This is a genomic window from Pseudomonas sp. zfem003 (assembly GCF_032621675.1).
In the GTDB taxonomy this organism is placed as follows: domain Bacteria; phylum Pseudomonadota; class Gammaproteobacteria; order Pseudomonadales; family Pseudomonadaceae; genus Metapseudomonas; species Metapseudomonas otitidis.
Map to the genome: position 1 here is coordinate 404,224 of NZ_JAVYJG010000007.1, position 25,576 is coordinate 429,799.

General features: G+C 68.2%; 23 protein-coding genes and 1 riboswitch. Of the genes, 12 read left to right on the forward strand and 11 right to left on the reverse strand.

Features of this window, described 5'->3' with window-relative positions:
* From RTK35_RS18890 to RTK35_RS18900, 3 genes are all read left to right on the forward strand, one after another.
* Complete coding sequence (locus tag RTK35_RS18890; RefSeq protein WP_044400290.1) at positions 1-951, forward strand: alpha-E domain-containing protein; 951 nt, start codon at positions 1-3, stop codon at positions 949-951.
* Positions 948-1,751 (forward strand): transglutaminase N-terminal domain-containing protein, encoded by an 804-nt coding sequence (locus RTK35_RS18895; RefSeq protein ID WP_160480789.1) that lies wholly within the window; start codon positions 948-950, stop codon positions 1,749-1,751. The genes RTK35_RS18890 and RTK35_RS18895 overlap by 4 nt, the downstream gene beginning before the upstream one ends.
* Positions 1,752-1,877: 126 nt before the next feature.
* Positions 1,878-2,609: a proteasome-type protease gene (locus RTK35_RS18900; RefSeq protein ID WP_044400296.1), complete on the forward strand. Its 732-nt coding sequence runs from the start codon at positions 1,878-1,880 to the stop codon at positions 2,607-2,609.
* 110 nt (positions 2,610-2,719) lie between these two features.
* Here RTK35_RS18900 and RTK35_RS18905 read toward each other — a convergent pair whose 3' ends face one another.
* Positions 2,720-3,490, reverse strand: coding sequence for a hypothetical protein (locus tag RTK35_RS18905; protein WP_316908704.1), 771 nt, complete (start codon positions 3,488-3,490; stop codon positions 2,720-2,722).
* Positions 3,491-3,719: 229 nt separating this feature from the next.
* Here RTK35_RS18905 and RTK35_RS18910 point away from each other — a divergent pair, with 229 nt between their 5' ends.
* From RTK35_RS18910 to RTK35_RS18920, 3 genes are read left to right on the forward strand one after another with little or no spacing between them, the layout of a single operon-like run.
* Positions 3,720-5,375, forward strand: a complete 1,656-nt coding sequence (locus RTK35_RS18910; protein ID WP_316908705.1) for a phosphoethanolamine--lipid A transferase — start codon at positions 3,720-3,722, stop codon at positions 5,373-5,375.
* Positions 5,376-5,407: 32 nt separating this feature from the next.
* On the forward strand, positions 5,408-6,682 hold the full coding sequence (locus RTK35_RS18915; protein ID WP_316908706.1) for a HAMP domain-containing sensor histidine kinase: 1,275 nt from the start codon (positions 5,408-5,410) through the stop codon (positions 6,680-6,682).
* A gap of 30 nt (positions 6,683-6,712) precedes the next feature.
* A complete protein-coding gene (locus RTK35_RS18920) occupies positions 6,713-7,588 on the forward strand; it encodes a hypothetical protein (RefSeq protein ID WP_316908707.1) in 876 nt (291 codons plus the stop codon).
* A 261-nt stretch (positions 7,589-7,849) separates the two neighbouring features.
* Here RTK35_RS18920 and RTK35_RS18925 read toward each other — a convergent pair whose 3' ends face one another.
* From RTK35_RS18925 to RTK35_RS18935, 3 genes are all read right to left on the reverse strand, one after another.
* Positions 7,850-8,278, reverse strand: a complete 429-nt coding sequence (locus RTK35_RS18925) for a DUF393 domain-containing protein (protein ID WP_316908774.1) — start codon at positions 8,276-8,278, stop codon at positions 7,850-7,852.
* A gap of 77 nt (positions 8,279-8,355) precedes the next feature.
* Positions 8,356-9,660 carry a PAS domain-containing methyl-accepting chemotaxis protein gene (locus tag RTK35_RS18930; RefSeq protein WP_316908708.1) on the reverse strand — a complete coding sequence of 435 codons (1,305 nt, stop codon included), beginning with the start codon at positions 9,658-9,660 and terminating at the stop codon, positions 8,356-8,358.
* 312 nt (positions 9,661-9,972) lie between these two features.
* The gene (locus RTK35_RS18935) at positions 9,973-11,595 is read right to left on the reverse strand and encodes a methyl-accepting chemotaxis protein (RefSeq protein ID WP_044400314.1); all 1,623 of its coding nucleotides are present in this window, start codon (positions 11,593-11,595) and stop codon (positions 9,973-9,975) included.
* Between the two features lie 464 nt (positions 11,596-12,059).
* Between RTK35_RS18935 and RTK35_RS18940 the strand changes: the two genes are divergently transcribed.
* Positions 12,060-12,686 (forward strand): TetR/AcrR family transcriptional regulator, encoded by a 627-nt coding sequence (locus RTK35_RS18940; RefSeq protein ID WP_316908709.1) that lies wholly within the window; start codon positions 12,060-12,062, stop codon positions 12,684-12,686.
* Between the two features lie 57 nt (positions 12,687-12,743).
* Here the strand turns inward: RTK35_RS18940 and RTK35_RS18945 are convergent, their stop codons facing one another.
* Entirely contained in the window at positions 12,744-13,292 is a 549-nt protein-coding gene (locus RTK35_RS18945) for a thioesterase family protein (RefSeq protein ID WP_044400321.1), read from the reverse strand.
* A 107-nt stretch (positions 13,293-13,399) separates the two neighbouring features.
* On the opposite strand from RTK35_RS18945, the gene RTK35_RS18950 reads away from it, so the two are divergent.
* Positions 13,400-14,368 carry a GlxA family transcriptional regulator gene (locus RTK35_RS18950; RefSeq protein WP_044400324.1) on the forward strand — a complete coding sequence of 323 codons (969 nt, stop codon included), beginning with the start codon at positions 13,400-13,402 and terminating at the stop codon, positions 14,366-14,368.
* Between the two features lie 5 nt (positions 14,369-14,373).
* On the opposite strand, the gene RTK35_RS18955 is transcribed toward RTK35_RS18950, so the two are convergent.
* A complete protein-coding gene (locus RTK35_RS18955; protein ID WP_253123203.1) occupies positions 14,374-14,622 on the reverse strand; it encodes a hypothetical protein in 249 nt (82 codons plus the stop codon).
* Between the two features lie 182 nt (positions 14,623-14,804).
* On the opposite strand from RTK35_RS18955, the gene RTK35_RS18960 reads away from it, so the two are divergent.
* Together RTK35_RS18960 and RTK35_RS18965 are read left to right on the forward strand one after the other, a co-directional pair.
* Entirely contained in the window at positions 14,805-15,455 is a 651-nt protein-coding gene (locus RTK35_RS18960) for a FadR/GntR family transcriptional regulator (protein ID WP_253123202.1), read from the forward strand.
* Positions 15,456-15,484: 29 nt separating this feature from the next.
* The gene (locus tag RTK35_RS18965) at positions 15,485-16,759 is read left to right on the forward strand and encodes a CynX/NimT family MFS transporter (protein WP_316908710.1); all 1,275 of its coding nucleotides are present in this window, start codon (positions 15,485-15,487) and stop codon (positions 16,757-16,759) included.
* 454 nt (positions 16,760-17,213) lie between these two features.
* On the opposite strand, the gene RTK35_RS18970 is transcribed toward RTK35_RS18965, so the two are convergent.
* The 4 genes from RTK35_RS18970 to RTK35_RS18985 are packed head-to-tail and all read right to left on the reverse strand — an operon-like array spanning position 17,214 to position 22,123.
* The gene (locus RTK35_RS18970; RefSeq protein WP_316908711.1) at positions 17,214-18,236 is read right to left on the reverse strand and encodes an iron ABC transporter permease; all 1,023 of its coding nucleotides are present in this window, start codon (positions 18,234-18,236) and stop codon (positions 17,214-17,216) included.
* Entirely contained in the window at positions 18,233-19,198 is a 966-nt protein-coding gene (locus tag RTK35_RS18975) for an ABC transporter substrate-binding protein (protein WP_316908712.1), read from the reverse strand. The genes RTK35_RS18970 and RTK35_RS18975 overlap by 4 nt, the downstream gene beginning before the upstream one ends.
* Positions 19,195-19,974, reverse strand: a complete 780-nt coding sequence (locus tag RTK35_RS18980) for an ABC transporter ATP-binding protein (protein ID WP_316908713.1) — start codon at positions 19,972-19,974, stop codon at positions 19,195-19,197. Before RTK35_RS18980 ends, RTK35_RS18975 begins: the two co-directional genes overlap by 4 nt.
* Positions 19,975-19,984: 10 nt before the next feature.
* A complete protein-coding gene (locus tag RTK35_RS18985) occupies positions 19,985-22,123 on the reverse strand; it encodes a TonB-dependent siderophore receptor (protein ID WP_316908714.1) in 2,139 nt (712 codons plus the stop codon).
* Positions 22,124-22,230: 107 nt separating this feature from the next.
* Positions 22,231-22,435, reverse strand: a riboswitch (cobalamin riboswitch).
* A 118-nt stretch (positions 22,436-22,553) separates the two neighbouring features.
* On the opposite strand from RTK35_RS18985, the gene RTK35_RS18990 reads away from it, so the two are divergent.
* On the forward strand, positions 22,554-23,183 hold the full coding sequence (locus tag RTK35_RS18990) for a class I SAM-dependent methyltransferase (protein WP_044400347.1): 630 nt from the start codon (positions 22,554-22,556) through the stop codon (positions 23,181-23,183).
* A 69-nt stretch (positions 23,184-23,252) separates the two neighbouring features.
* Here the strand turns inward: RTK35_RS18990 and RTK35_RS18995 are convergent, their stop codons facing one another.
* Positions 23,253-23,738, reverse strand: a complete 486-nt coding sequence (locus RTK35_RS18995; RefSeq protein ID WP_142008163.1) for a flavin reductase family protein — start codon at positions 23,736-23,738, stop codon at positions 23,253-23,255.
* Positions 23,739-24,058: 320 nt separating this feature from the next.
* Here RTK35_RS18995 and RTK35_RS19000 point away from each other — a divergent pair, with 320 nt between their 5' ends.
* A complete protein-coding gene (locus tag RTK35_RS19000; RefSeq protein WP_316908715.1) occupies positions 24,059-25,471 on the forward strand; it encodes a purine-cytosine permease family protein in 1,413 nt (470 codons plus the stop codon).
* The last annotated feature ends 105 nt before the right edge of the window (positions 25,472-25,576 follow it).

A 25,576-nucleotide genomic window follows, 5' to 3' on the forward strand; every position in this document is an offset into this window, starting at 1 on the left:
GTGCTGAGCCGTACTGCCTCCGACCTGTACTGGATGTCGCGCTACCTGGAGCGCGCCGAGAACCTCGCCCGCATGCTGGACGTCAGCTACTCGCTGTCGCTGATGCCCCAGGATGGCCGCGGCGACGGGCTGGAAGAACTGGCCATGCCGCTGCTGATCACCGGCACGCTGGACGCCTACCTGACCCGCCACGGGCAGCTGCACGCCGAGCGCATGCTGCACTTCTTCGCCCTCGATGCCGACAACCCGGCCAGCATCTACAGCTGCCTGCGTGCCGCGCGGACCAACGCCCACGCCGTGCGCGGGCGCATCACCGCCGACATGTGGGAGAACATCAACGCCACCTGGCTGGAGATGCGCGGCATCGCCGCCGAAGGCCTCGGCCGCTACGGCATCAAGCGTTTCTGCGACTGGGTGAAGGAGCGTTCCCACCTGTTCCGGGGGGCCACCTTCGGCACCATCATGCGTCACGACGCCTACCGCTTCATTCGCCTGGGCACCTTCATCGAACGGGCCGACAACACCCTGCGCCTGCTCGATGCCCGCTACGAAATGCTCGGCGAGGACGCCGAGCAGGTCAGCGACACCTCCGCCCGCGGCTACTACCAGTGGAGTGCGCTGCTGCGGGCGCTGTCCTCCTTCGAGGCCTACAACGAGGTCTACCGGGGCTCCCCGGGCACCCGCCAGGTCTCCGAGCTGCTGCTGCTGCGCCCCGACGTACCGCGCTCGCTGCGGGCCTGCATGGAGGAGCTGAACCTGATCCTCTCCGGGCTGCCCGGCGAGAACGGCCGCCCGGCCCAGCGGCTCGCCGCCGAGCTGGACGCCCGCCTGCGCTACACGAGCATCGACGAAATCCTCGGTGAGGGCCTGCACGGCTGGCTCACCGACTTCATCCTGCTGGTTCGCCAGCTGGCCAGAGCCATCCACAGTTCCTACCTGGAGGCCGTATGAAACTGTCCATCCGCCACGAAACCACCTATCGCTACGACGACCAGGTTCGCGCGAGCATCCAGTACCTGCGCCTGACCCCCCACGACAGCGAGCGACAGCACGTGCTGAGCTGGGAGCTGGACCTGCCGCGCCCGGTGCGCGCGCAGCTGGACCCGTACGGCAACATCCTCCACGTGCTGACCCTGGACGAGCCCCATGAGGCCATCGTCATCGGTGCCCGTGGCCAGGTGGAGATCGACGAGAGCCGCGAAGCCGAGCACGACCCCCAGTCCGCGCTGCCGTTCCTGCGCAGCACCCGGCTGACCGCAGCGGACGAGGCCCTGCGTGCCTTCGCCCACCAGCGCTGCCCGGCCAACACCGGGCGCGACGGGCTCATCACCCTGATGGAGGCCCTGCACGAACACATGCCCTACAAGGCCGGCGTCACCGCTGTCGACAGCACCGCTGCCGAAGCCTTCGCCGGGCGTGCCGGCGTCTGCCAGGACCACACCCACGCCTTCCTCGCCTGCGCCCGCAGCCTCGGCGTGCCGGCCCGCTTCGTCTCCGGCTACCTGTACCGCGACGGCGACAGCCAACTGGTCAGCCATGCCTGGGCGGAGGCCTGGCTGGAAGGGGCCTGGTATAGCTTCGACGTCACCAACCGGCTATCCCGTCCCGAACGCCACCTGAAGCTGGCGGTGGGGCTGGATTACCTCGACGCCTGCCCCGTGCGCGGGATGCGCCGGGGCGGCGGGGAGCAGATGCACGCGCGGGTCGACCTCGACCCGCCGCCGCTGCTGATGGTCCAGGAACAGCAGTAACGCGGTCCCCCGACGCTCCGCCGCACCCCGGCGTTTGACTGCCCGCCTGCCACCCGGCAGGCCACCAGCCGGGAATGCCGCCCGCACGCGGGCAGGGCGGGGCGCCTACAACAACAGGAGCCTGACATGACCTACTGCGTCGCCATGCACCTCGCCGATGGCCTGGTGTTCGTCTCCGATTCCCGCACCAACGCGGGCATCGACCACATCGCCACCTTCCGCAAGCTGTTCACCTTCGGCGTACCGGGCGAGCGGCTGATCGTGCTGCAGAGCGCCGGCAACCTGGCCACCTCGCAGTCGGTGGTCAACCTGCTCAAGCAGCGCCTGGGCAGCACCCTGGTGAACCTCGACAGCGTGCCGACCCTGTACGACGCCACCGCCCTGGTGGCCGAGACCATCCGCGAAGTGGTGGCCCGGGACGGCGCACCGCTGGCGGGCAACACCGACCTGACCTGCTCCTTCCTCGTCGGCGGGCAGATCGCCGGCCAGCCGCCGGCGCTGTACAGCATCTACCCCCAGGGCAACTTCATTCAGGCCACCGAAGACACCCCCTTCCTGCAACTGGGCGAGAGCAAGTACGGCAAGCCCATCCTCGACCGCAACCTCACCTACCGCACCGGCCTGGAAGAGGCCCTGCGTTGCGCCCTGGTGTCGTTCGACTCCACCATCCGAAGCAACCTCTCCGTCGGCATGCCGCTGGACCTCTTGGTCTATCACACCGACAGCCTCATCCACCCGGTGGGCTACCGCGTCACCGAAGACGACGAGTACTACCAGGGCATCCGCCGCGACTGGGCCGCCGGCCTGCACGAACTCCTCAGCCAACTGCCACCGCCGCCGGCGGACTACAACGTCTGATGAACGACACAAGGCCCACCCTGGGGTGAGCCTTGCGCGAGCGGAGCGGCTGCTTGCAGATGGCGTGTCGCCAGTCAGCGGCACGCCTTGTTGCGAGTGGGCGACCGCCCTCAACGGGGCGGGCTGTCCTGCAGGGGGATGGCCTGCAGCAGGGGCTGCTGCCGTTGCGCGCGGATGGCGATGACCACCAGCACCACCAGCACGCCGGCGAGGATCGCCGAGGAACCGACCGTGCCGAAGTCCAGGCCGCCCTTGGCGTGGGGTTTGGTGAGGACGTCGCCGAGGGTGGCGCCGAACGGGCGGGTGAGGACGAAGGCCAGCCAGAACAGCAGCACATGGGACAGACGGGTGAAGTAGTAGGCCAGGGCCACGGCGGCGATCAGGCTGCCGATTAGCAGGGCACCACCGGCGAAGCCGAGGCCGGAGTCGTCTGCCAGGTAATCGCCCAGGGCGGTGCCGAGGGTGTTGGAGACGAGGATGGCGATCCAGTAGAAGAGTTCGCCACGGCGGCTGTCGATGTGGTCCACCGACAGGGATTTCTCGCTGAACCGCCACACTGCCAGGACGCCGAGCAGCAGCGAGATGAGGATCGCCGAGCCACTGGCGTAGCCGAGGCCGAGGGTGCGGTCCATGAAGTCGGACATGGTGGTGCCAGCGGTGCTGGTGGTGAGGATCACCGTCCAGTACAGGGCCGGGTTGTAGGTGCGGGCGCGGAGCTGGGCGACCAGGGAGACGAGGAACAGGCTGATGAGGATCATCGAACTGATGGCGTAGCCGACGTCCAGCGTCATCGACAGCAGGTCGCCGGCGGTTTCGCCGAGTGTGGTGGCGCAGATCTTCATCACCCAGAAGGCCAGGGTGATCTGGGGGAGCTTGTTCATCGGCGTGGTGTCCTCACGAAGGGGCCTGCGGATGGCAGGGTGCGAGGTGATGCTGCGGGGCGTCGCGTCAAACGCGGGTCAAGCAATCCTGAAAAAAGCGTGAAGGGCGCTGGCTGGCAGGACGTCCTCGACAATTTGCCAAGGTTTAATTCACGAACTTTTGATATCGCGCTTTCTACTCTCGCTGGCGAATCGACAGGGACGATCCCTTCGCTGCGTGAGCCTACCGATGTTCAAGAACCTCTCCTTCCGCCCCGAAAGCCTGGCCCTGCTGGCGAGCGTGCTGCTGCTGGCGCTGTATAACTACCCCCTCTGGTCCCACCTCTCCAGCATCGTTCCGGCGGGTGCCGGTGGCATCGGCCTGCGGGTCGCCTTCGGGATCATGGTGCTGGCCGTGTTCAGCTTCGTGCTGGCATTGCTGTCGTTCCGCTGGGTATTCAAACCGGTGCTGATCGTGCTGTTCATGGTCAGCTCCGGGGTCGCCTATTTCATGGGCCAGTACGGCGTGATGATCGACGCCAACATGCTGCGCAACGTGGCCGAGACCGACATCAAGGAAGTGCACGGGCTGATGTCCCTGAGCCTGCTGCTGCACATCCTGCTGTTAGGCGTGCTGCCCAGCTGGCTGCTGTGGAAGGTGCCGGTGCGGCACCGCTCGCTGCGCCGCGAGCTGGTGGGCAAGGTGGTGCTGGCGGTGGGGTCGGTGGCGGTGCTGGGCGGGGTGGCGCTGGTCAATTACCAGGGCCTGGCCTCGCTGTTCCGCAACCACCACGAGTTGCGCCTGCTGGTGGTGCCGAGCAACTACCTGAATGCGTCCTTCGGCTACGTGCGCGAGCAACTGGCCACCGCCCAGGAGCCGCTGCGCAGCATCGCCACCGATGCCCGCAAGTCTTCTGCCTGGGTGGGGCACCAGCGCAAGTCCCTCACCGTGCTGGTGGTGGGCGAGAGCGCCCGGGCCGACAACTTCGGGGTGCTGGGCTACGCCCGTGACACCACGCCGAAGCTGCGTGCCGAGAGCGGTCTGCTGCGCTTTACCAATGTGCACTCCTGCGGGACCGAGACTGCCGTGTCGGTGCCTTGCATGTTCTCCAACCTCGGGCGGGCCGGCTATGACGCCACCCAGGCACGCACCCAGGAAGGCCTGCTGGACGTGCTCAAGCGCTCTGGTCTGACGGTGAGCTGGTGGGACAACCAGTCCGGCTGCAAGGGCGCCTGCGACCGCGTCGACCAAGTGGACCTGAGCCACCGCCAGGACCCTGACCTGTGCCGCGACGGCGAGTGCCGCGACGAGATCCTGCTGCGCGACCTGCAGGCCTACATCGACCAGCTCAGGGGCGACACCGTGCTGGTGCTGCACCAGGCCGGCAGCCATGGGCCGGAGTACTACAAGCGCTACCCGCAGGGGTTCGAGACCTTCACCCCGGTCTGCCGCAGCAACGCGCTGAACGACTGCAGCCAGGAGAGCATCGTCAATGCCTACGACAACACGCTGGTCTACACCGACCACGTGCTGGCGAGCCTGATCGATATCCTGCGCCGCAACCAGGATCGCCTCGACACCGCGATGATCTACCTCTCCGACCACGGCGAGTCCCTGGGCGAGTACAACCTGTTCCTCCACGGCACGCCCTATGTGCTGGCACCGGACCAGCAGAAGCATGTGCCGCTGCTGGCCTGGTTCTCCGACAGCTACACCCAGGACTTCGGCCTGGACACCGGCTGCCTGGCCAAGGACCGCGAGAAGCCGCTGAGCCAGGACAACCTGTTCCATTCCCTGCTCGGCCTGCTGCAGCTGCAGACCACGGCCTACAACGACGGGCTGGACCTGTTCGCCGGCTGCCGGGTCCGCCAGGCCGGTTCGACCCTGGCAGGCGCGGGGGCGTGACCGCGGCCTGCCGTGCACGGGCCGGTTGAGCCATGCCGGTCCCCAGCAAGCAGCCGCTGGAGCGGCGTATCGTCCTGGCCTTCGTGGTGATGACGCTGATCGTCAGCGGGCTGTTCTCCCTCGGCATCGTCGGCATCGTGCATTTCCTCGAGGAGAACCTGGTCTCCGAGGAAATGAGCCGCGAACTGGATTTCGCCATGCGCCGCGAGGGAGGCTACGACCAGGCGGCGCGCATCGATGCCAGCACCCGCTTCTACAGTTCAGAGGGTGGCCACGGCAGCCTGCCGGCGCGTTTCATCGACCTGCCGGAAGGCTTTTCCGAATGGGTGACAGGTGACGAGGCCTACTACGTGTTCAAGCGTGCCCACGCCGACCACGTGGACATGCTGGTGGAGGAGCAGCACGAGTTCGAGGCTCGCGAGCACATGCTCTTCGCCGTGGTGGCCGCCGGGTTCGCCCTGAGCGTGCTGGGCGCCTGGGGCCTGGGCAGGCTGCTGGCGCGGCGGGTCATGTCGCCAGTGCGGCGCCTGGCCCGGCAGGTGCGTCACCGGGACCTGTTGCTGCCAGTGGCGCCACGCCTGGCGCCGGACTACCCCGACGACGAGGTGGGGCGGTTGGCAGCGGCCTTCGACGAGACCCTTGGGCAACTGCGCGAGACCCTGGAGCGCGAGCGGCTGTTCACCAGTGACGTGAGCCATGAGCTGCGCACCGGCCTGATGATCATCATCACCTCCTGCGAACTGCTGCAGGCCACCGAGCACCTGAGCCGCGCCGAGCGCGGTCAGGTGGCCCGCATTGCCCGTGCCAGTGGTGAGATGAACGACCTGGTGCAGACCTTCCTGCGCCTGGCGCGCAACCGTGAGGACGGTTGCCGCACCGGCGAGAGCGTGGCACTGGATGCGCTGGCGGCGGAGCAGGCACACCTCTGGGCACCGCAGTTCTCCGCCAAGGGCCTGGCCTTCGAGGTGGTGGAGGAGGCGCTGCCGGCTGGACGCTACGAGGCGCCCCTGCTAAGGACAGTGATGTCCAACCTGTTGCGTAATGCCCTGCACTACACCGAGAAGGGCCGCGTGCGCCTGGTGCTGGTGGCATCCGGTTTCCGCGTGGAAGACACCGGGGAGGGGATTGCCGAGGTTGAGCAGGAGCGCATCTTCCAGAGCTTCGTGCGGGGCGAGCGGGCGCGGGGCGAGGGGCTTGGCCTGGGGCTCTCCCTGGTGCGGCGTATCTGCGAGCAGCAGGGATGGCGGGTTGACGTCCATTCCGAACCTCGGCGAGGGAGTTGTTTCACTGTCAGTCTCGAGGGCTGATCCCGGTAACCGACAAGGAGGCCCATGGCCATGGCTGCATCCTGGAACCGCTACGGACGCGCGCTGTTCGCGGGCGTGGCGCTGGTGTTGCTGGTCGGCCTGTGCATTCCGGCCTGGCGGCATTTCTACCCCGTTACGGCAGGAGACGGCTGGGCCTTTGAGGTCGGGCTCTCGGAGCTGGAGAAGGTGAGCGCCCTGTTGCCTGATGGCGCGGGTGGCGCCTATGTCAGCGAGGAGCTGGAAGGTGGTCAGGGGCGCATCCTGCGCAGCCTCTCCGGTGGTGCCAGCCTGGAACTGGAAGACGGGTTGTCGAAGCCCGACGGCATGGTGCAGTACCGCGGTGGGATCGCCTTCAGCCAGGAGGAGGGCGAGCATCCGGTGCTGTGGATGGCGGGGGGCGCGGTGCACGAACTGTTCACCGCCATCAGCGTGGAGGGCCTGGCTACCGACGGCCACCACCTCTATGCCATCGAGGATCGCAATGGCGACGGGCGGCTGCTGCGCTACGCGCCCACCACCGGCGAGGTGAGCACCCTGCGCGATGGCCTGGAAGAGGGCGAGGGCGTGGCGGTGTGCCCGGACGGGCAGGTGTACTACTCCGAAAAGCAGAAAAGCATCGTCCATGCCCTGCGCCTGGAGCAGGCGAGCGACCCGGTGGTGCTCGACCAGCTGCGCCAGCCGGGCTACCTGCTGTGCAACGGCGAGGGGCTGTGGGTCAGCGAAGATGCCACCCACCAGGCGCGCCTGCTGCTCTGGGACCGCAAGAATGAACCGCGCGTGGTGCTGGATCACCTGCGCTCGGCGCAGACCCTGGTGGAAGTCGCTCCCGGCCGCTACCTGCTGGCCGAGCAGGGTCGCAATCGGGTGCTGGAACTGCGCCACGAGGGCTCTGCTGAAAAAAAGTAGTGGCCGACGAATTCTTCACGCAGGTGTGACATCGTTTTGACATTGCGGGCCCTAGTCTTGGCCCCAAGGATGCGGAAAAGGCGGCCTCCCTCTCCTGGGCCTCCGGCTCCTCTCCTGATCGCTGTTCCACCCCGTGTCCGGTGCCACACGGGACAACCGGACATGCTTCGAGCCGCCACCTCCTGGCGGCTCTTTTTTTGCGCGGTTCACTGCTGTCGTGCTGCCCAGCAGCCCCTGCAGAAGGGGGGCAGCCAGCTGGCTTCAGGGCTTGTCGTGGGGGCTCGGGGGCAGCTCGCACTGGCCGGCACAGCGCCGGCTGCCATCCGGGTGCGGCAGCCAGGCGAGGTGCGGACGGAGGCGGCGGAACAGGCCATAGCCGAACTTGAACAGCGGCCGCAGGGGCCGCCAGGCCAGCGGTGCGGCCCAGCGGTACAGGCCGGCGGCACGCCAGCTCCAGAGCGTGGCATCGACGCCCGTGTACCACTGCCCCGAGGCGCTGCGGGCGTGCAGGCGATCTCCCAGCTCCTGGCGGCTGAGGCCGGCTCCTTGTTCGTCGAAGTCGACGGCGCTGATGTCCACCAGGCGCAACCGTGCCGGGTCGGCGTGGCGCGCCAGCCAATGAGCCTCGCGGGCGCAGAGCGGGCAGGCGAGGTCGACGAAGAGGGTCAGCGGCAGGTCGGGTGTATTCATCATGGTGTCGCTCCTGGGGCGATCGCGACTCTGCACCCGTGCACTGGCCATGGCAAGCACCGACCGGCGCGTGCGGCTCAGTCGGTGAAGGTCACCGAGAACTGCGCGACGGCATCCACCACCCGGTGGGACTCGCTGCGGATCTCGCGGATCACTTCGCCGGCCTGGTTGGCGAGCTGGACCCCTTCCCGGGCGCGGTCCTGGGTGGTGCTCATGCTGCTCACCGCGCTGCGGGCCAGGTTCTGGTTCTGCTGCACCACGCTGTTGATCTCCACCGTGGCCTGGCTGGTGCGGGAGGCGAGCTGGCGCACCTCGTCGGCCACCACGGCGAAGCCACGGCCCTGCTCACCGGCGCGGGCAGCTTCGATGGCGGCGTTGAGGGCCAGCAGGTTGGTCTGGTCGGCGATGCCGCGAATGACCTGGACGATGCTGGTGATCTGCTCGGACTGCTTGTTCAGCCCCTCGATCTGGTCGGCGACCGTCCCCAGGTTGGTGGCGATCTCGGTGACCACATCGACGGTACGGGCCACGGTCTGTGTGCCCTGGGCGGCAGTGACGTCGGTCTCCATGGCGATGTCGTGGGCCAGTTGGGCGGCGGCGGCCTCGGCGTTGCGGCGTTCCACCTGGGCGGTGATGTCGCTGGCGAACTTGACCACGCCATAGAGGCGCCCGTTGGCGTCGTACAACGGGTTGTAGGTGGCGCGCAACCAGACCACGCGGCCGTCACGGGTGACCCGGCGATAGCGGTCGGAGAGGAATTCACCCTGGTTGAGGCGGGCCCAGAACTGCCGGTACTCATCACCCCGGGTGTCTTCGTCGACGCAGAACATGCGGTGGTGCTTGCCGAGGATGTCCTCCAGCCGGTAGCCCATGAGTTCGAGGAAGTTGCGGTTGGCGGATACCACCTCGCCGGCGAGGTTGAATTCGATCACCGCCATGGAGCGGCCGATGGCGTTGATGTAGCTCTCGTGGCGGTGCTCGGCCTCCACCTGGGCGGTGATGTCGGTGGCGATCTTCAGCACCTTGAGGGTGTGCCCGAAAGCGTCCTGGATCGGCATGTAGGTGGCTTCCAGCCAGATTTCGTGCCCGTCCCGAGCCCGTCGGGAGAAGCGGTCGCTGAAGCGCTCGCCTTTGCGCAGGCGCTCCCAGAACTGCTGATAGGCGCTGCTTTGCGCGACCTCGCGAGTGCAGAAAAGTCGGTGGTGCTGCCCGACCACCTCGTCGAGACGGTAGCCGACCACATCGAGGAAGGCCGGCGTTGCGTCCAGGATGATGCCGTCGGGGGTGAATTCGATCATGGCCATGGCTCGGCGGATCGAAGCGAGCTCAAGCGCTTCTGTGACCAAGCCTTCAGTGGGTTCCTTCTTGCGGTTGAGCCACATGCTGTCTTCTCCTTGGCGTTGCATACGCCGAGAAAAACTAGACGACGTCATGTCACTTTGCCTCAGCGAGAACGTCCTGCTGGGCCTTCAATGGCTCGTGTCGGTCATCACTGAAACCGTCAGTTGGGCTCCGATCAAATGATGGGGCTGGATTGACGGGCACGCTCGGCGAGGGAGGGCGGCCTGCATCAGGGTTGTACAAGCCTGCTCTCTGTATAGCTCTTGGGTGGCGTTTTTCCGGCGCCATTAAATTGCTGAATTGAGTTTCCGACCGGTGGTTGTCAGGGGGCTGCACGCCCCCTTGTTGCGGCTTCAGAGCTGGAAGCGCTGCACCACGCCGTTGAGGTCGATGGCCAGGCGCGACAGCTCCTGGCTGGCGGCGCTGGTCTGGTCGGCGCCGGCGGAGGTCTGCAGCGAGAGGTCGCGGATGTTCACCAGGTTGCGGTCCACTTCCCGTGCCACGTGGGCCTGCTCCTCGGAGGCGCTGGCGATCACCAGGTTGCGCTCGTTGATGGAGGAGATGGCCAGGGCGATCTCGTCCAGGGCGGCACCGGCGGCGCGGGCGACTTCCAGGGTGAAGTCGACCCGCTCGCGGCTGGACTGCATCGAGGTGACCGCCTGGCTGGTGCCCTGCTGGATGGTGTTGATCATCTGCTCGATTTCCTGGGTCGACTGCTGGGTGCGGTGGGCCAGGGCCCGTACTTCGTCAGCCACCACGGCGAAGCCGCGACCCTGCTCGCCCGCGCGGGCAGCCTCGATGGCGGCGTTGAGCGCCAGCAGGTTGGTCTGCTCGGCGATGGAGCGGATCACCGCCAGCACCTGGCTGATGTCGCGCACGTTGTCGGCCAGTTCTTCCACCTTGCTGGAGGTGTTGGCCACGTCCCCGGCGAGCTGGGCGATGGAGTTGACGGCCTGGCCCACCTGCTCACGGCCACTGCGAGCGGTGTGGTCGGCCTGCTTGGAGGCTTCCGAGGTGCTGACGGCGTTGCGCGCCACTTCTTCCACGGCGGTGGTCATCTCGTTGACGGCGGTGGCGGCCTGCTCGATCTCGGTGTTCTGCTGGTGCAGGCCGCGGGTGGAGTCCTCAGTCACCGCGTGCAGTTCTTCCGAGGCCGAGGCGAGTTGGCTGGAGGAGTCGGCGATGTGCTGGATGGTGCTGCGCAGGCTGGTCTGCATCTCTTGCAGGGAGCGCAGCAGGTGGGCCGGCTCGTCCTGGCCCTGGGCCTCGATGCGGTGGGTCAGGTTGCCGGAGGCGACCACGCGTGCCACGTCCACGGCCTGGGCCAGCGGGAGGATGATGCTGCGGGTGAAGATCACCGCCAGCAGGATGGTCAGCACCACGGCGATGGCGATCACCACGATCACCAGGGTCACGGCATTGTCGAAGGTGGCATCGCTTGCGGCGGAGGCGCGCTTGGCCCCTTCGCTGTTGATGCGGGCCAGCTCACCGAGGGCATTGGCCAGCTGTTCGGCGTAGTCACCGAGCTTTTGCTCCACGGTGTGGCGTGCCTCCTCGCTGTTGCCGGCCTGGGTTTGGGAGACGGTCAGGCGTGACTGCTCCATGTAGCGGTCCCTGGCGACCTTGTAGGCGTCATACAGCCGGCGCTCGTCGGGCGAGGCGATCATCGGCTCGTACCGGCGCTCGGCCGTCTCCAGGGCGCTCTCGGCCTTTTGCAGGCTGGTCAGGGTGGTTCCACGGAAGTCGCCCTGGACGATGGCGTAGCGCAAGGTCATGGCACGGATACGGGAGCTGGCGGCGCTCATGTCATTGACCGCCATGATCGAGGGCAGCCAGTTGGTGTCGACCTCGGCGCTCATGTCATCCATTCGGTTCATCTGGTACAGCGCAATCAGCCCCAGCAGTACCAGCAGCAGCCCCAGCGTCGAGAAGGCGAGAGCCGAGCGAAGGCCGATCCGTATTTGTCTAATCCACATGGTGTTTCCCCAGATAGTGCAAAGGTGGTGTGTCGGGCGACACGTTCTGGCCCCCTTCGGCCTGCTCTGTGGATGGAACGGATTTCAGTGAAGCGGCGGCTCCTTCTGCACAGGTTCCTGTGCTGCCGTCTGTGCGGCGGGGTAGCGGTGCCCGAGCGTCTGACAACTCTTCACAGAGCGCCTAGGGGTGTTGGTCTTGTGCGTAAAGCATATGAATTCGCCTTAATTTGTGCGACATATCTCACATTGTTTTACTGACATTTCCTGACGCTACTTCGCCTTTCCTTGACCCACGGCAGTGTTTGAGCAGGACCCGGCCAGCATGGTGCCTGGCCCTGCAGGGCGGGGCGCCTGCCCACGCGCCCGAAAAAAGCCAGGGGCAGGTCCGAGCCCGCTGTTTGAAATCCACCCCGCCCCGGACCACCCTTCATCCGCTGCCCAGAGAAGACCGAATGGACCACCCGATGAAAGAACCCCCTCCCCATGTCGAGGAGCCCCCTGGTGCGCCTCCCAAGCGCATTCGCACCGGCGGGCGCAGTGCCCGTGTGCTGGAGCAGGTCGTGGCCGCCGCGCGGGACGAGCTGCGTGAGCACGGCGCCGTGGCCTTTTCCATCCCGCGTGTGGCCAAGCGCGCCGGCGTTCACGTGGCCTCGGTGTACCGGCGCTGGCCGGACGTGAACGAACTGATCGCCTTCACCGCCAATCGCTACGTGGACCAGTTGGTGCCGGTGCCCGACAGCGGCTCGCTGATGGGGGACGTGAGCCTGCTGCTGCAGGGCACCCGCGCCTTCCTCTGCGATCCCCTCGGAGCCACCCTGGTGGGCCAGGCCTTCAGCCTGAGCGGGGAGGGCGCCAACCGCGCGTTGATCCGGCTGTACTGGAGCAAGCGCGCCGCCGCCCACCGGGCCGTCTTCGAACGTGCCGTGGCGCGGGGCGAACTGCTTGGGGAGGTCGATCCGGAAGTGGTGGTGGAGATGCTGGTGGGGCCGCTCTACATTCGCCACTTCCTCAGCCAGGGCGCCATCAGCGACGACTACCTGCGGACCCTGGCCGAGCGGGTGCTCGCGCCTCTGCTGGTGCCGCGCGGCTGAGCGGGGGAAGCGAGGCGGGGGGGCGCCTCGCCATGCTGCATGGCGCGGGGTTGAGCCTTAGCCCTCCCGCCCTTCCTCCTGGCGCAGGCCCTGGCTGAGGCCATCGCAACTGGTGGACCAGTCCGCCAGCCAGTCGGGCAGGGTGGGGGACTCAGCGGAAACGCCCAGCTCCTGCACGAACTCACCGGGGGCGACCGGCCCCTTGGGGCTGCGGAACAGGCCGCGCATGATCACCACGCCCAGCACCCGGCCGTCCTTGACGAAGCGGTGCTCCATGAAGGTCCACTTCTCGTCCCAGCCCAGCAGGCGGGTGTGGACCTCGAAGGCTTCGAACAGCCGCAGCTCGCGGCGGAACTTGCCCCAGATGTCGCCCACCACCGGCAGCGCACGGTGGCGCAGGGCGACCCGGAAGGCGCCGCTGCGCAGCACGAAGTCCATGCGCCCGACGTCGGCGAGGGTGAAGTAGCGGCCATTGTTGACGTGACGGTTGAAGTCCAGGTCCAGCGGCCAGACCCGCATGCGGATGACGGTGGTGTCGAGGCCGTGGACGGCTTTGCGCCAGGGGCGGCGGAGGAGCATCAGGAGCAGGCGGAACCAGAGATTCATGGCAGGTCGGACCGATTGGGGAAGACCCGCGCAATCTAGAGCCATGCCCCCTGTTCGGACAGGTGCGCAAATGACATATTCCATGCGAAACCTGCAAGAGCGCCGCCATGCACGTCACCCTGCTCGTCACCGACTACTGTTCTGCCGCCAGCACCTTCCTCGCCCTGGAGGTGCTGCGCGCTGCCAACCTGCTGGCTGAAGGCGAGCCGCCGTTCGAAGTGGTGAGCGTGTCCCTGGATGGCGGGGAGGTGACCACCCTCGGCGGGCATCGGGTCGCGGTGCAGGCGGCGCTGGGCAGCATCGAGCGGACCGACCTGGTGCTGGTGCCGGGCTTCATCTTCACCCTGCGCGAGGCCTTGCCCGGTTTCGACCGCTACGTGCCCTGGCTGCAGGCCCGGCATGCCGAAGGCGCGACGGTGGCCTCGATGTGCACGGCGGCCTTCCTGCTGGCGGAGGCGGGCTTGCTGGAAGGGCGGCGGGCCACCACCCATTGGGCCTTCGCCGGCCTGTTCCGGCGGCGCTACCCCGAGGTGTTGCTGGACGAGACGCTGATCCTCTGCGAGGACAGCAACGTGATGACCAGTGGCGGCGCCAGCGCGGCGATGGACCTGTTGCTGCACGTGGTCCGGCGCTTCGCCTCCCTGGAGCTGGCGCAGACCTGCGGCCGCTACCTGCTGATCGACAGCGTGCGCACCGGGCAGTCGGCCTACGTCATGTGGTCGACGCCCAAGGGACATGGGGACGCCAAGGTGCTGCAGGTGCAGAACTGGCTGGAGGCGCACTACACCGAGCCGGTGTTGATCGACGAACTGGCGCAGCGCTTCGGTTTCGGCACGCGCAACTTCAAGCGGCGCTTCAAGGAGGCCACCGGCTACTCGCCGCTGGCGTACCTGCAGACCCTGCGCCTGGAGCAGGCCAAGCACCTGCTGGAGACCACCCGCCTGAGCCTGGAGCGCATCACCTTCCAGGTGGGGTACGAGGACAGCAATTCATTCCGCCGGCTGTTCCAGCAGCGCATCGGCATGCCGCCGGCGGCCTACCGCAAGACCTTCCAGGTACGCGGCGTGCCGGCCTGACGGGCTCAGCCCTCGGTGCTGCGGATGAAGGCCGGCTCGTAGTCGCGACGGGCGCTGGAAACGTGCGGGTTGGGGTTCATCAGCGCCTGGCGGACCTTCTCGTAGTCCTCGTAGGGCAACCCGGCGCGGTTGAGCATCTCCAGGGAGAACTGCTTGATCTCGGCGTCGGTGTAGGGGCGCGGTTCCGGCTGGCTGGCACAACCGCTGAGGACGAGGGCCGCAAGGGCCAGCGCCAGGATGTGAGTGGGTTTCATGATGCCCCCGGGGCAGTGGTGACGGGATGCTGAGCAGGCTACCAATGCCCCCCGGAGGCGAAAAATCACCGTTGTAGATAATGAGTATTGCCTGGATCGCAAGGATATCCGGGGTTGCGAACCTGCCCCGGGGCCGTTAGCCTGCGCACCCCTGAAATTCATCGGATGATTGGATGTCTGCCATGTCCGCACCGGCCCTCAAGCGTTCCCTGGTGGATATCGCCCTGGAGCAGATCCGCCAGCGCATCGACGACGGCACCTGGCTGCTCGGCCAGCGCCTGCCGCCCGAACCCGAGCTGGCGGAGATCATCGGCATCAGCCGCAACACCGTGCGCGAAGCGGTGCGGGTGCTGACCTTCTCCGGCGTGCTGGAAGTGCGCCAGGGCGACGGCACCTACGTGCGCGCCTGCGCCGACCCGCTCTCCACCATGCAGGCCCTGGCCCGCAGCTCGGTGGAGCAGGCGCTGGAGGCGCGGGGCATGATCGAGATCGAAGCCTCGCGCCTGGCGGCCCTGCGTCGCACCGAGGCAGACCTCACCGCCCTGCGCGAAGCCCTGGCGGCCTCCGCCGCACGCTCCAGCTACGAAGACCTGCAGGACTACATCGACCACGACCTGGTGTTCCACCAGCGGGTGGTGGACAGCGCCCACAACCCGGTGCTGAGCGAGCTGTACCGCTACTTCTCCCAGGTCATCCGCGTGGGCCTGGAGCGCACCATTTCCGATCCCGACCGCGCGCAGCCGTGCTTCGACCTGCACCGCGAGTTACTGGACGCCATCGAACGACAAGACGCGGACGCCGCCGCTGCGGCCAACCGTGCGTTGCTGATCTGACGTTTGCCCTTTCCTGGAGTTGCCTTGCCATGCCTGCCCACGATTCCCCCTCCCACACGCCGCCGGCCTGCCCGCCGGAGGAACTGCTGATCGACGCCGAGGCCGACGACGAGCCCGCGCCCCCTGCCATCGCCGGAGGCGCCGCCCTGCTGCTGGTGGGGCTGGTGCTGGTGGCGCTGAACCTGCGCCCGGCGCTGTCCAGCCTGGCGCCGATGCTCAACATGGTGCGCGAGGCCACCGGGCTCTCCGCCTCCGGAGCCGGTCTGCTGACCACCCTGCCGGTGCTCTGCCTCGGCCTGTTCGCGCCGCTGGCGCCGATCCTGGCGCGGCGCCTGGGCAGCGAGCGCACGGTGCTGCTGATCCTCCTCGTATTGGCCGGCGGCATCGTCCTGCGCAGCCTGTTCCCGCTTGCCGGGCTGTTCCTCGGCAGCGTCATGGCCGGCGCCAGCATCGGCATCATCGGCGTGCTGCTGCCGGGTATCGTAAAGCGCGATTTCCCCCACATCGCCGGGCTCATGACCGGCGTCTACACCATGGCCCTGTGCCTGGGTGCGGCGTTGGCCGCTGGGGCCACCGTGCCCCTCGCCGGTGTGCTGGATGGCGCCTGGCAACCGGCCCTGGCCTTCTGGGCGCTGCCGGCGATCCTCGCGGCGCTGGTGTGGCTGCCCCAGGCGCGGCAGTCCGCCCATGCCGGCCGTCAGGCCTACCGGGTGAGCGGCCTCTGGCGTGACCCGCTGGCCTGGCAGGTGACCCTGTACATGGGGTTGCAGTCCTCCCTGGCCTACATCGTGTTCGGCTGGCTGCCGTCGATCCTGATCGACCGCGGGCTGTCCGCCGTGGAGGCCGGGCTGGTGATGTCCGGCTCGGTGATGACCCAGTTGGTCAGCGCCCTCGGCGCCCCCTGGCTGGCCACCCGCGCGCGGGACCAGCGCCTGGCCGTGGTGCTGGTGATGGGCATGACCCTGGCGGGACTGATGGGAATGCTCTATGCGCCCCTGGGCGGCATCTGGGGCTGGGCGGTGGTGCTCGGCCTGGGGCAGGGCGGCACCTTCAGCATCGCCTTGGCGCTGATCGTCCTGCGCTCGCGGGATGCCCACGTGGCTGCCAACCTCTCCGGCATGGCCCAGGGCGTGGGCTACACCCTGGCCGCCATGGGCCCGCTGGCGGTCGGCGTGGTGCACGACCTGACCCACGGCTGGAGCGCGGTGGGCTTCATCTTCGTCGGCGTCAGCCTGGCGGCCACCGCCTTCGGCCTGGGGGCCGGGCGCAACCTGCTGGTGAATGCCTGCAGCGAACACCTCTGACACCCGCACCCACGACAACGCCGGCCCCGGGGTCGGCGTTGTCGTTTGCGGGTATATGGGTGCCGTCCGCAGCCCGTGCTTCAGCCCAGGGTTGCGTGCTGCCTGTTCCCGGACTGAAGTCCGGGCTACACGGGGTGGTGCAGGTCGTAGCCTGGGCTTTCAGCCCAGGGTTGTGTGCTGTCTGCTCCCGGACTGAAGTCCGGGCTACGTGGGGTCGGCTCAGGTCGTAGCCCGGGCTTCAGCCCGGGGTTGCGTGCTGCCTGTTCCCGGACTGAAGTCCGGGCTACGTAGGGTGGTGCAGGTCGTAGCCTGGGCTTCAGCCCAGGGGGTGTGCTGCCTGTTCCCGGACTGAAGTCCGTGCTACGCGGGGTGGTGCGGGCCGTAGCCTGGGCTTCAGCCCAGGATTGTGTGCTGTCTGTCCCCGGACTGAAGTCGGGGCTACGGGGAGGGTGCGTCAGCGGCGGCGCAGCAGGCCGACGAAGAACAGCCCGCCGATGGCGGCGGTGGCGATGCCGATGGGCAGGTCCTGGGGGGCGGCGAGGGTGCGGGCGCCGACGTCCACCCAGACCAGGAACAGCGCACCGAGCAGGGCGCTGGTGGGCAGCAGGCGGCGGTGCTCGGCGCCCACCAGGCGGCGCGCCAGGTGCGGCAGCATCAGCCCGACGAAGCCGATGGCGCCGCTCAGGGCCACCAGCACGCCGGTCAGCAGCGAGGCGCAGAGGAACACCCAGAGGCGCACCCGGCGGGGTTCGAAGCCGAGGCTGGCGGCGGTGTCTTCGCCGCTCATCAGTGCGTTCAGGCCACGCGCCTGGGCCATCAGCAGCGCCAGGCCGAGGGCCAGGCTGACGGCCGGCAGGGCCAGCAGCTCCCAGCGGGCGAGGCCGAGGCCGCCGAGCATCCAGAACAGCACCGAGCTGGCGGCGTGCGGGTCGCCGAGGAACAGCAGCAGGTTGACCAGCGCCATGCACAGGAAGGACACCGCCACGCCTGCCAGCAACAGGCGGTCGCTCTCCAGGCGGCCATGGCGGCTGGCGATGGCCAGCACCAGGGCGGTGCTCGCCAGGGCGCCGACGAAGGCTGCCAGGGGCAGGCTCAGGTGGCCGGCGAACTCGCCCAGGTAGAGCACCACCAGCACCGCGCCGAGGGCGGCGCCGGAGCTGACGCCCAGCAGGTGCGGGTCGGCCAGGGGGTTGCGGGTGGTGGCCTGCAGGGCGCTGCCCACCAGGGCGAGGCCGGCGCCCACCAGGGCGCCGAGCAGCACCCGTGGGGCGCGGATCAGCCAGACGATGCTGGCCTGGCCGTTGCTCCAGTCGCCCCGCTGCAGCAGCCCCAGGCGCTCGCCGACGATGGCCCAGACCTGTTCCTGGGGCAGCCGCGCCGGGCCGAAGCCGAGGGCGGCCACCAGCGACAGGGCCAGCAGCGCGGCCAGCCCCACCAGCAGCAGGCGGAAGGCGCCGGCCGAGCGCAACGGCCTCACCGGGCGACCCCGGCGAACACCTGCGGGTGCAACCCGGCGGCAAGGGCTTCGATGGCGGCGGCGTTCTCCACCGAGGGCGTGGCGTCCAGGTAGGGCAGCACCAGGAAGCGCCGCTCGCGGATGGCGGTGACCCCGGCCAAGGCCGGCTGGGCCAGCAGGAAGTCGCGCTTCTGCTGCCAGCTGCGCTCGCCGTAGTCGACGATGACGATCACCTGCGGGTCGCGCTCCACCACGGTTTCCCAGTTGACCTGGGTCCAGCTGGCGGCCAGGTCGCTGAGCAGGTTGTGCCCGCCGGCGGCTTCGATCAGGGCCTGGGGCATGCCGAGGCGGCCGCTGCTGAAGGGGCGGTCTTCGCCGCTGTCGTAGAGGAACACCCGGGGCCGCTCGGTGACGCCGGCCAGGCGTTCACCCACCGCCGCCACGCGGGCCTTGAGGCCGGCCACCAGGGCCTGGGCGCGGGGCTCGACGTCGAAGATGCGGCCGAGGTTCTCCAGGTCGCGGTAGAGGTCATCGAGGCTGGCCGCCTCGCGGGGCATGACATGGGCGCAGGACTCGCTCAGTTCGTACACCGGGATGCCCAGCGGCGCGAGGGTGGCGGGGGTGACGTCGCCACCCACGTGCATGCCGTAGTTCCAGCCGGCGAAGAAGAAGTCGGTGTCGGCGGCCAGCAGGGTTTCCACCGAGGGGTACTTGCGGGCCAGTTCCGGCAGGCCGGCGAGGGCCTCGCGCAGGCTCGGGTCCAGGGTCTTCCAGCCGCTGACGCCGCTGTAGCCGGCCATGCGTTCGCGCAGGCCGAGGGCGATCAGCATGCCGGTGAGGTTCACGTCCTGGCTGACGGCGTGGGTGGGTGCGTGCTCGAACACCACCTGGCGGTTGCAGCTGGTGATGGTCACCGGGTACTGGGTGGCCTGGGCGCTGCCGGCGAGCAGCAGGGCGGTGAGGGCGAGGGAGCGGCTTTTCATGGGGGGGTGATCCAGGTGATGCGCGGGTGGCCGCCGATGGGGTGGCGGTCCACCAGCGCGGGGGTGCCGAACACCTCCAGCAGGCGTTGCGGCGTGAGTACGGTTTCGGGGGTGCCGCTGGCCACCAGGCGGCCGCCGTCGAGCACCAGCAGGCGGTCGCAGAAGGCAGCGGCTAGGTTGAGGTCGTGGAAGCTGGCCAGGGTGCTCAGCCGCAGGCGTCGCAGCAGGGCCAGCAGCTCCAACTGGTAGCGCGGGTCGAGGTGGTTGGTGGGTTCGTCGAGCAGCAGCAGGCCGGGGTCTTGCACCAGGGCGCGGGCCAGCAGGGCGCGTTGCTTCTCGCCGCCGGAGAGTCGGGCGAAGGGGGTGTCGCGGTGAGCCTCCAGGGCCACCTGGCGCAGCGCTTCGCTGACCCGGGCGCGGTCGGCGGCGGTGTCGCCGTCGAACGGCCCCTGGTGGGGCGAGCGGCCCATGGCGGCGACCTCGGCGACGCTGAGGCCGAAGTCGCTGGGGAACTCCTGCAGCACCACGGCGACCCGCTGTGCGCACCAGCGCGGCGGCTGGCGCCAGATGTCCTCGTCGTCCACCCGCACCGTGCCGCCGTGGGGGCGGGCGGCGCGGTAGATGCAGCGCAGCAGGCTGCTCTTGCCGCTGCCGTTGGGGCCGATGAGGCCGACGAACTCGCCTTCCGCCACGTCCAGCCCGATGCCGTCCAGGGACCAGCCGGCAAGGGCGCCGTCAGGGGCCCAGTGCAGGTCATGGAGGTTCAGGCGGGACATGGCGTAACCCTCAGAAGCTGTAGTCGGCGGTGACGAAGAACGAACGCGGCTGGCCCAGCAGCCACTGCTGGCCGCCGTTCTGCTGGGTGACGGCGTAGCGGCGGTCCAGCAGGTTGTTCAGCTCCAGCCCCAGGCGCGTGTCGGGCAGCACCTGCCAGCCGAGGTTGGCGTCGAGCACGGTGTAGCCGGGTACTTTGACGGTGTTGGCGGCGTCGGCGTAACGGGCGTCGACATAGCGTGCGCCGAGGCCGGCGTCCAGGTCATGGCCGAGCGCCTTGCTGACCCAGAGGTTGGCGGTGCGCCGTGGCACGTCGGTGGGGCGGTTGCCGGACCGGGAGACGAGCTGGCCGCCGACGGACTCGTTGAAGTCGTCGTATTCGGCGCGCAGCAGCGAGGCGTTGGCCGAGACGTGCCAGCCCTGCTCCAGGGCCAGTTCCAGGGTCGCTTCCAGGCCGTCGGAGGACTGCTGGCCGATCTGCTGGGTGGGGCGGGTCACCGATTCGCGGGAGAGCAGCTTCTTCTTGACGATGTGGTAGGCGGCCAGGGTCCACTCGCCGCGCCCGTCCCAGAACTGCTGCTTGAGGCCGAACTCGGTCTGCTTCGACTCGGTCAGGTCCATCTGCTGCTGGGTGGGGCTGAGGGTGATGAGGTTGCTGACGCCGTCCTCGCTGGTGGAGTACTGGCCGTAGAAGGACAGCTGCGGGGTGGCGGCGAACACCAGGCCGGCGCGCCAGTTGCCGCCTTGGATGCTGCGGTCGCTGCGGCTGTTGGCACGCAGGTCGCTGCGGTCGATGTGGTTCTGGTCGCGGCGCAGGCCGGTGACCACGGACCAGCGCTCGCTCAGTTGGGTGCGGTTCTCGGCGAACAGCGCAGCGGTGCGGGTTTCACTGCGCGAGTGCGGGCGGTAGGCCGAGGCGCTCTGGTAGTAGCCGGGGGCCGGGTTCCACGGGTCGACGTAGTCGCCGCCGATGTCGGTGTAGGGCGAGTTGTTCAGCAGGTCGAAGCGGATGCGGTTGAACTCGCCGCCCACCAGGGTGCGGCTGTCGAGGCCGAACAACGAGTGGTCGAAGGTGAAGGTCTGGCGGTCGCCGATCTGCTCCTGCTCATGCTTGATGCGCAGCTGCTCGGCGCGCTCCAGCTGGCCCCGCCCGGCGTCCCAGGTGTAGGCCTCGGCGTTGCGCCAGTAGCGGCGGCTCTTGATGTGGTAGAGCTGGTTGCTGGCGCTGAAGCCTTCGCTGGGCGTCCAGTCGGCGGTGAGCCGGGTCCACTGGTCGTTGTAGTGCAACTCGGCGTTGTGCAGGTTGTAGTTCTTGTCTTTCAGGCTGTCCCGCAGGTGGCCGTCGATCAGTGGCGTGCCGAAGTAGTTCATCGGCTGCAGGTCGCCCTGGTCGTGGGCGAGGGTGAAGGCCAGGGCGTCGCTGGCCTGCCAGCGCAGGGCGGCGCTGAGGCCGAGGTTCTTCGAGTCACTCCGGTCGATCCAGCCGTGGCTGGCCTCGCGGTTGAGGTTGAGGCGGTAGCTGAGGGTGTCGGTGAGCGAGCCGCCGCTGTCCAGGGCCATCTGCTGGCGGTCGTCGGAGCCGTAGCCCAGGCGCAGGCGGTTGCGGATCTCGCCCTCGAAGGGCTTCTTCGGCACCACGTTGATCACCGCGCCCGTGGCGCCTTCGCCATAGAGCACCGAGGCCGGGCCACGGATCACGTCGATGCGCTCGACCATCCACGGGTCGGTGGGGAAGGTGGTGGTGCCCATGCCGGTGTAGAAGCGCGTGCCGTCGTACAGCTGCATCACCGAGGCGTGGCCGGTGAAGCCCCGGGCCGAGATGGCGGTGCCGCCGTTGCCGGGGGTGCCGATGTGGGTGATGCCGGGGCTGCGGGTCACGGCGTCCTGCACGGTGGCGTTGTTGCGGGCGCGTACTTCGTCGCCGCTGATGGCGCTGGTGCTGGCCGGGGTTTCCAGGGCGGACAGGCCCAGGCGCGAGCCGGCGGGCACGGGCGTGTCGAGGCGGATGGCGGTGTCGTCCGCCTGGCCGGTGACGGCGGTGGCCGGTAGCGCCAGGGTGCCGTCTTCGGCGTGCAGGGAGAAGGAAATGGACAGCGCGAGCAGGCCGAAGGCGGCGCTCGCCGGAGCGTTGGAGCTGAAGGTACGGGACATGTCGTTCCTATCACGTCAGGAATGAATGGAGCCCGGAGGGAATGCAAAGGCGCGCGCGGGCGCGTGCACCCGTGCGAGAAACCGGCCCGTGCCCGCCCACCGCGGGTTTGCCTATCGATGCTCCAGGCCGGTCTCCGGGCTTGCGAGGATCACGCCGCATTCGCCTTCCCATGCCGTGGGCACAGTGGCGTATCGAATGCAGCGCTCGCTTACCGTTGCGGGGGCAGCGCCGGACTGGTCCTGATGGACGCACCGGCTTCCCGTTTCACCCCACGCACGACGGCGTGGGACACCTGGAACGGCGCGCATCTGACCACTGGCACGGGGTGGCGTCAACCGTTGTCGGGAATCATTCGCCCTGTCGGCCGGTCATGGCCGTTCCCGCCGCAGCCGGTAGAATGCCCGCCGCCGTTCACTGCCCGGAGGCCCCATGAGCCTGGAACCCCACGATCTCGATGCCATCAGCGCCATCACCCTGGATGACTACCAGCGCAATGCCGAGGGCTTCCGCGAGGGCACCCGCGACCACGACGTGAGCCAGAACATCGAGGCGCTGCTGCGCCACCTGGGGCCAGGCGGGCCGTTCGACATCCTCGACTTCGGTTGCGGCCCGGGGCGCGATCTGCAGACCTTCCGCCGCCTCGGCCATCGTCCGGTGGGGCTGGACGGTACGGCGCGCTTCGTCGAGATGGCCCGCACCGATGCCGGTTGCGAGGTGTGGCAGCAGAATTTCCTAGCGCTGGAGCTGCCCGCTGAGCGCTTCGATGGGGTGTTCGCCAATGCCAGCCTGTTCCATGTGCCGCTGCAGGAGTTGCCGCGTGTACTCGGCCAGTTGCACGCCACCCTGCGGCCGGGTGGCGTGTTGTTCAGCTCCAATCCACGGGGGCAGAACGAGGAAGGCTGGAACGGCCAGCGCTACGGCGCCTGGCACGACTATGCGCGCTGGCGTGAGTTGCTGGAGGCGGCGGGCTTCCAGGCGCTGGAGCACTATTACCGGCCGGCGGGGCTGCCCCGCGAGCAGCAGCCCTGGCTGGCGAGTGTGTGGCGGAAGCCGGCCTGAGCAACGGCTGTTCGTCTGGCATAAAAAAGCCCCCATGGCGGAGGCTGAAGAACGCGCGGTAGTCAGGTGTCAGGCCAGGGCGGGGAGGGCACCCATCTTGCCGTGGCAATAGAGCAGGGGGGCGGCCTCTTCCTGGGGCAGGACCAGGTTCTTCACGGCGCCCACCATGATGGCGTGGTCGCCGCCTTCGTACTCCCGCCACAGTTCGCACTCGATGATCGCGCTGGCGCCGGCCAGCAGCGGGTTGCCCCGTTCGCTCAGGGTCCATTCGATGCCTTGCGCCTTGTCCTTGCCTTTGCGGGCGAAGGCATAGGCTTCCTTCTGCTGGGCGTCGGACAGGACGTGGATGGCGAAGCGCTTGTTGCGGATCAGCACCGGGTAGGAGTCGGAGCTGTAGTTGGGGCAGAACAGCACCAGGGCCGGGTCCATGGACAGCGAGCTGAAGGCGCTGGCGGTGAGGCCGACCACCTGTCCGTCGTCATCCAGGGTGGTGATCACGGTGACCCCGGACGGGAAGGAGGCCATGGCTTTCTTGTAGAGGGCGGCATCGATCATCGGTGGAACCTCGGTGGTGTACGGCAGGCTGAATCAATTAGGTCTGATGGTATACCGTAATACGTAATTTGCAAGCGCTTTCATGGGCGCTTCGTCGGCCTTCTACTTTCGTCGGAAAGCCTCGAATACCGGGGGTTTGGCTCTGGCGGCGGGACCTGGGGTTGCGTCAGGATGGCGGATCAGATGCGTCGTAGAAAAGCGGCTCAGGCTTGTCAAAAGTTTGGAATACCATAATATGGTGTTCATCTGAGGGGCGACGTAGAGCGCCTCCGGTTTGGCTTCAAACAACGATAAGAACAGACAAACTCGAGTTCATTTCCATGTCCCAGATGTCCCGGCAAGACCCCCTGATCGAAAACCACACGGTGGACTACGTCCCCCTTGCGGAGCGCCACGGGAAGGCGCGCGATCTGTTCACCCTGTGGTTCAGCACCAACATCGCGCCGCTGCCCATCGTTACCGGCGCCATGGTGGTCCAGGTGTTCCACCTCAACCTGTTCTGGGGGATGCTCGCGGTCGTCCTCGGGCACCTGATCGGTGGCGTGGTGATCGCCCTGGCCTCGGCCCAGGGGCCGCAGCTGGGGATTCCGCAGATGGTGCAGAGCCGCGGCCAGTTCGGGCGCTACGGGGCCCTGCTGATCGTGTTCTTCGCCGCGCTGATCTACGTCGGCTTCTTCATTTCCAACATCGTCCTGGCCGGCAAGTCCATCGTCGGTATTGCGCCGTCGGTCCCGGTGCCGGCCAGCATCCTGATCGGTGCGCTGAGCGCCACCGCCATCGGGGTGATCGGCTACCGCTTCATCCACACCCTCAACCGCATCGGCACCTGGGTGATGGGCTCGGCGTTGCTGGCCGGCTTCGCCTACATCTTTGCCCATGACCTGCCGGCGGATTTCTTCACCCGTGGCGGCTTCAACCTTGCCGGCTGGATCGCGACCCTGTCGCTGGGGATCATCTGGCAGATCAGCTTCTCGCCCTACACCTCGGACTATTCCCGCTACCTGCCGGTGGAGGTGGGCATCGCCCGGCCGTTCCTGGCCACCTACCTGGGGGCTACCCTGGGCACCATCCTGTCGTTCGCCTTCGGCCTGGTGGCGGCACTGGCCACTCCGGAGGGTACCGAGGCGATGGCGGCGGTGAAGCAGGCCACCGGCTGGCTGGGGCCGATCCTGATGGTGCTGTTCCTGCTCAACATCATCAGCCACAACGCCCTCAATCTTTATGGCGCGGTGCTGTCCATCGTCACCTCGATCCAGACCTTCGCCGGTCGCTGGACGCCGAGCATCCCGGTGCGCGTGGCGCTGTCGGCGGTGATTCTCGCCGGCTGCTGCGTGGTGGCGCTGGGGGCCTCGGCCGACTTCATCTCGCGCTTCATCGGCCTGGTGCTGGCGCTGCTGCTGGTGCTGGTGCCCTGGGCGTCGATCAACCTGATCGACTTCTACCTGATCAAGCGCGGCCGCTATGACATCGCCTCGATCTTCAGCCCGGACGGCGGCATCTACGGGCGCTTCAACCCGCACGCGATCATTGCCTACTTCATCGGCATCATCGTGCAGCTGCCCTTCGCCAACACCTCGCTCTACGCCGGCCCCTACGCCAACCTGGTGGAGGGCGCCGACCTCTCCTGGCTGGTGGGCCTGGTGGTGACCTGCCCGCTGTACTACTGCCTGGCCACCCGCAGCCGCAGCCGCAGCGCGGCTTCGAACCTGGCCGGCGCCGCGCTGGCCGACTGAGCCCGGCGAACCTCGACACGCCGGTGCCAGGCCCTGCCTGGTGCCGGCGTTGTCGTACCGGGCGGGCCGTTTTGACCGCGTCTTGCCGCCCGGCATAGAGTGGCG